General features: G+C 45.6%; 6 protein-coding genes. All 6 read left to right on the top strand.

All coding sequences use genetic code 11. The features are described 5' to 3' along the window. Nucleotides 1–21: 21 nt before the first annotated feature. From ACMJ0U_RS12595 to rsxA, 6 genes are read left to right on the top strand one after another with little or no spacing between them, the layout of a single operon-like run. Nucleotides 22–987 (top strand): Fe-S cluster domain-containing protein, encoded by a 966-nt coding sequence (locus tag ACMJ0U_RS12595; RefSeq protein WP_417130217.1) that lies wholly within the window; start codon nucleotides 22–24, stop codon nucleotides 985–987. Between the two features lie 33 nt (nucleotides 988–1,020). Continuing rightward, entirely contained in the window at nucleotides 1,021–2,358 is a 1,338-nt protein-coding gene (gene rsxC, locus ACMJ0U_RS12600) for an electron transport complex subunit RsxC (protein WP_417130218.1), read from the top strand. A 12-nt stretch (nucleotides 2,359–2,370) separates the two neighbouring features. After that, nucleotides 2,371–3,360 carry an RnfABCDGE type electron transport complex subunit D gene (locus ACMJ0U_RS12605; RefSeq protein ID WP_417130219.1) on the top strand — a complete coding sequence of 330 codons (990 nt, stop codon included), beginning with the start codon at nucleotides 2,371–2,373 and terminating at the stop codon, nucleotides 3,358–3,360. Next, nucleotides 3,357–4,013, top strand: a complete 657-nt coding sequence (locus tag ACMJ0U_RS12610) for an RnfABCDGE type electron transport complex subunit G (protein WP_417130220.1) — start codon at nucleotides 3,357–3,359, stop codon at nucleotides 4,011–4,013. The genes ACMJ0U_RS12605 and ACMJ0U_RS12610 overlap by 4 nt, the downstream gene beginning before the upstream one ends. A 12-nt stretch (nucleotides 4,014–4,025) precedes the next feature. Beyond that, the gene (gene rsxE / locus ACMJ0U_RS12615) at nucleotides 4,026–4,610 is read left to right on the top strand and encodes an electron transport complex subunit RsxE (protein WP_417130221.1); all 585 of its coding nucleotides are present in this window, start codon (nucleotides 4,026–4,028) and stop codon (nucleotides 4,608–4,610) included. Between the two features lie 19 nt (nucleotides 4,611–4,629). After that, nucleotides 4,630–5,232 (top strand): electron transport complex subunit RsxA, encoded by a 603-nt coding sequence (gene rsxA, locus ACMJ0U_RS12620; RefSeq protein WP_417130222.1) that lies wholly within the window; start codon nucleotides 4,630–4,632, stop codon nucleotides 5,230–5,232. Nucleotides 5,233–5,367: the final 135 nt, after the last annotated feature.

Here is a 5,367-nt window from a genome sequence, read left to right on the forward strand (position 1 = left end):
TTAATAAACTAACTTTATATTATGAGTTTAATTTTGGTTGCAGTGATTTCACTGGGTGCCATTGGCTTGATTTCAGATGTTATCTTGTACGTGGCTTCTAAGAAATTTGCTGTGTATGAAGATCCCCGAATTGCGCAGGTGGCAGAAGTGCTTCCTCAAGCCAATTGCGGTGGATGTGGTTTTCCGGGATGTTCCGGTTTTGCAGCTGCTTGTGTAAAAGCTGGTTCTCTGGAAGGGAAAATGTGTCCGGTAGGTGGTCAGCCTACTATGGAGAAGGTCGCAAGTATTTTGGGACTAGAAGCAGCAGCTTCAGAACCGAAAGTTGCGGTAGTGAGATGTAACGGAACATGTGCCAACCGTCCGAAACTGACTCAGTACGACGGAGTGCGTTCTTGTGTGGTAGCCAATTCTACTTTCGGAGGCGAGACAGGTTGTACTTTTGGCTGTCTTGGATGTGGCGATTGTGTATCAGTCTGTCAGTTTGATGCCATTCACATGAATCCGGAAACAGGACTTCCTGAAGTAGACGAATCAAAATGTACGGCTTGTGGTGCTTGTAGCAAGGCTTGTCCGCGTAACATCATTGAGATTCGTCCGAAAGGAAAGAACAACCGCAGAGTGTACGTACAGTGTGTCAACAAGGACAAGGGTGCTGTGGCTCGTAAAGCATGTGCAGCAGCTTGTATCGGCTGTGGTAAGTGCGTAAAGGTTTGTCCGTTTGAAGCTATTACATTGGAGAACAACCTGGCCTATATCGACCCGGCTAAATGTAAGTCATGTCGTAAGTGTGAGATGGAATGTCCACAGCAGGCTATTGTCGCAGTGAACTTCCCTCCTCGTAAACCGAGGGCAGAAGCTCCTGCAGCAGAAAAACCGGCTGTAGAGAAAACTGTAGCAGCCAGTCCGAAAACTGAAGCCGTAAAGAATGAAACGGTAACTCCGGCTACAGCTCCGGCTGCCGAAGCTCCAAAGAATACAGAGGCTTAATCTTATAATTGTATAATACTAAATAACATAAAAGTGAAGACGTTTAGAATTGGTGGAGTTCATCCAGCAGAAAATAAATTGTCAGCCGGGAAAGCTATTGAAACGCTTGCACTTCCTAAGCAGGCGGTGTTCCCGTTGTCTCAGCATATTGGTGCGCCTGCCACTGCCATTGTAAAGAAAGGCGATGTGGTAAAGGTGGGTACCAAGATCGCCGAAGCGGGAGGCTTTGTTTCGGCAGCTATCTTCTCTTCCGTGTCTGGAAAGGTTAACAAGGTAGACAGCGTGATTGATGCAAGCGGCTATCGCAAGCCTGCAATTTTCATTGACGTAGAAGGTGATGAATGGGAAGAAACAATTGACCGTAGCAAGGATTTGGTAAAGGAATGTAACCTGACTCCGGAAGAAATTGTCGCAAAAATCAAGAATGCCGGTATCGTAGGTATGGGTGGTGCTTGTTTCCCGACTCATGTGAAACTGACTCCTCCTCCCGGATGCAAGGCAGAATGTGTAATTATCAATGCGGTAGAATGTGAACCTTATCTGACTGCCGACCATCGTCTGATGCTGGAAAAAGCGGATGAAATTCTGGTAGGTGTGCAGATTTTGATGAAGGGAGCAAAGGTCAACAAAGCCTATATTGGTATTGAGAACAATAAACCCGATGCCATTAAGTTAATGACAGAAAAGGCTGCCGCTTATTCAGGCATTGAAATTGTACCTTTGAAAGTGAAATACCCTCAGGGAGGTGAAAAACAGTTGATTGATGCAGTAATCGGTCGTCAGGTGCCGGCTCCTCCTGCTATTCCTATCAATGTAGGTGCAGTGGTACAGAACGTGGGTACTGCGTATGCGGTATATGAAGCTGTACAGAAGAACAAACCTTTGTTTGAACGTGTAGTGACGGTAACAGGCAAGTCGTTGAAGAACCCTTCTAATTTCCTGACCCGTATGGGTACTCCGATGAGCCAGCTGATTGAAGCTGCTGGAGGTCTGCCGGAAGATACCGGAAAAGTAATCGGAGGTGGCCCGATGATGGGTAAGGCTTTGGTAAACACCGAGGTTCCTATCTGTAAAGGTAGTTCTGGTGTGCTGATTATGAACGACAAGGAAGCGCGACGTGCAGAGCCTCAGCCATGTATCCGTTGTGCCAAGTGTGTGAGTGCCTGCCCGATGGGATTGGAGCCCTTCTTGCTGGCTACTTGTTCGGCCCATGGCGACTGGGAACGTGTGGAGCACGAAATGATTATGTCGTGCATCGAATGTGGTTCATGCCAGTTTACATGTCCTTCTCATCGTCCGATGTTGGATTACATCCGTTTAGGTAAAGGTAAGGTGGGCGGTATCATCCGTGCACGTAATGCAAAAAAATAATTTGAGAATCTTATGGCAAACAAATTAATAGTATCCTTATCGCCGCATGTACATAGTGGCGACAGTGTACAGAAAAACATGTACGGCGTATTGATTGCGCTGATACCGGCCTTGCTTGTATCTTTCTACATGTTTGGTTTAGGAGCAGTGGTGGTGACACTGACTTCTGTCATTGCATGCTTGTTTTTTGAATGGGCTATCACCAAATTCATATTAAAGCGTGAGCGTACTACTATCATGGACGGATCGGCCGTCCTGACTGGTGTGTTGCTGGCATTCAACTTGCCTTCTAATCTGCCGTTGTGGATTATTATCATCGGTGCATTGGTGGCTATCGGTATTGGGAAGATGACTTTTGGTGGTTTGGGATGTAATCCGTTCAACCCGGCTTTGGTAGGACGTATTTTCCTGCTGATTTCTTTTCCTGTGCAGATGACCTCTTGGCCGGTAGTTGGCCAGTTGACCAGCTATACGGATGCAGAAACTACTGCTACTCCGTTGGCATTGATGAAGATGGCGGTACATGGCGATGCAAATGCGCTGAGCCAGTTGCCTGACACCATGTCTTTGTTCCTGGGTAACAATCCGGGATGTATCGGTGAAGTAAGTGCTTTGGCTCTGTTATTGGGACTCGTCTATATGTTGTGGAAAAAGATTATCTCCTGGCATATTCCGGTTTCCATTCTGGCAACCGTATTTGTGTTCTCAGGTCTGATGCACCTGGCTAATCCTGAAGTATATGCTTCTCCATTGGCACATCTGTTTACCGGAGGTTTGATGTTAGGTGCGATTTTCATGGCTACAGACTATGTGACTTCACCTATGACTCACAAAGGAATGTTGATTTACGGTGTGGCCATCGGTTTCCTGACAGTGGTAATCCGTACTTTCGGTGCCTATCCGGAAGGTATGTCGTTCGCTATTTTCATCATGAACGCATTCACTCCGTTGATTAATACATATTGCAAACCAAAACGTTTCGGGGAGGTAGTGAAGAAATGAAAAAATTAGAATCATCTTTAAAGAATATGGCTCTGGCACTGACCGGATTTTCCGTACTGGCCGGAGGTTTGCTGGGCTGGGTGAACGATGTGACTGCTGAACCTATTGCCCAGGCGAATGCCAAGACTTTGAGTGATGCCATTGCAGTGGTAGTTCCCGGTTTCGATAACAATCCGGCTGAAGCTCCTGAAACTGTAGAAGTCAATGGTGCCACTTATAAGATTTACAAGGCTACTAAAAACGGACAGCCTATCGGAGCAGCAGTAGAATCGGCTGCCAACGGTTTTGGTGGAGCGCTGACTGTATTAGTCGGTTTTGACAATGAAGGTAAGATTATCGATTATTCTCTTTTGAGCCATGCAGAAACTCCGGGACTTGGTTCAAAGGCAGCCGACTGGTTCAAGAAAGGTGCCAAAGGTGACATCACCGGAAAGAACCCTGGAGAAGCTCCTTTGAGTGTCAGCAAGGATGGAGGGGATATTGATGCCATTACGGCCTCTACCATTACCTCGCGTGCTTTTTTGTTGGCTGTGAACAATGCGTATGCAGCCTATAAGAATCAGTATGTAGATGGAGCCAGCGGAGCTACTCAGCAGGAAAAGCCGGCTGAAGAAGCTGTGAGTGATACAACGAATGTGGAACCCGTTAAATAAGGAGGACAGGCTATGAATAATTTTAAAGTGTTAATGAATGGGATTGTAAAAGAGAATCCTACGTTTGTGCTTCTGTTGGGTATGTGTCCTACCTTGGGAACAACTTCTTCCGCCATCAACGGTATGGGTATGGGATTGGCTACGTTGTTCGTGCTGGTATGTTCCAATGTGGTAATTTCCTTGATTAAGCGGTTAGTTCCCGACATGGTACGTATTCCTATTTTTATTGTAGTCATTGCGTCTTTCGTAACTTTGCTTCAGATGGTGATGCAGGCATACGTGCCGGCACTGTACGCTACGTTGGGATTGTTCATCCCGTTGATTGTAGTGAACTGTATCTTGCTGGGTCGTGCCGAAGCATTTGCAGCCAAGAATAATGCCGTGTCTTCTTTCTTCGACGGACTGGGTATGGGACTTGGATTTACCATTGCATTGACTTTGCTGGGCGGTGTACGTGAATTCCTGGGTACCGGAAAGTTGTTCAACATTACTATTATGCCAGAAGATTACGGGATGCTGATTTTCGTATTGGCTCCAGGTGCTTTCATTGTACTGGGATACCTTATTGCGATTGTAAACCGTTTGAAAAAAGCATAACCCTTAAAAATAGAAAGATATGGAATATATATTGATATTTATCACCGCCATTTTTGTGAACAACGTAGTGTTGTCACAATTCCTCGGCATCTGTCCGTTTTTGGGAGTTTCCAAGAAGGTGGAAACAGCCATGGGTATGGGAGCTGCGGTAGCCTTCGTGTTGACGCTGGCCACTATCGTGACATACGTCATTCAGAAGTTCGTGCTGGATGCTTTCGGTCTGGGTTACTTGCAGACCATTGCATTCATTCTTGTCATTGCCGCATTGGTTCAGATGGTAGAAATTATCTTGAAAAAGGTTTCTCCTTCCCTGTATCAGGCACTGGGAGTGTTCCTGCCTTTGATTACAACCAACTGCTGTATTCTGGGTGTGACTATTCTGGTAATCCAGAAAAATTATGATTTGCTGACCGGAGTAGTATATGCCTTCTCTACTGCATTAGGATTTGCCCTGGCTCTGATTGTGTTTGCCGGTATTCGCGAACAGTTGAGTCTGGTAAACATTCCGAAAAGCATGAGAGGCATGAGTATCGCACTGGTTACAGCCGGATTGTTGGCTATGGCATTCATGGGTTTCTCAGGTGTGGATAAAGGTTTGGCAGCTTTGTTTGGTCTGAATTAATCCGTATTTTGCGGAATTAGTATAAGGAAAGTGTTACCTGACGTTTGTCGGGTAACACTTTTTTAATTTTTTAATGGGATGTACATGGCGGTTTCAATCCTTTTTTCTATAATTGTAGAAATATAATAAATGACT

It is taken from the genome of Phocaeicola sp., assembly GCF_048170425.1.
Lineage (GTDB): Bacteria > Bacteroidota > Bacteroidia > Bacteroidales > Bacteroidaceae > Phocaeicola.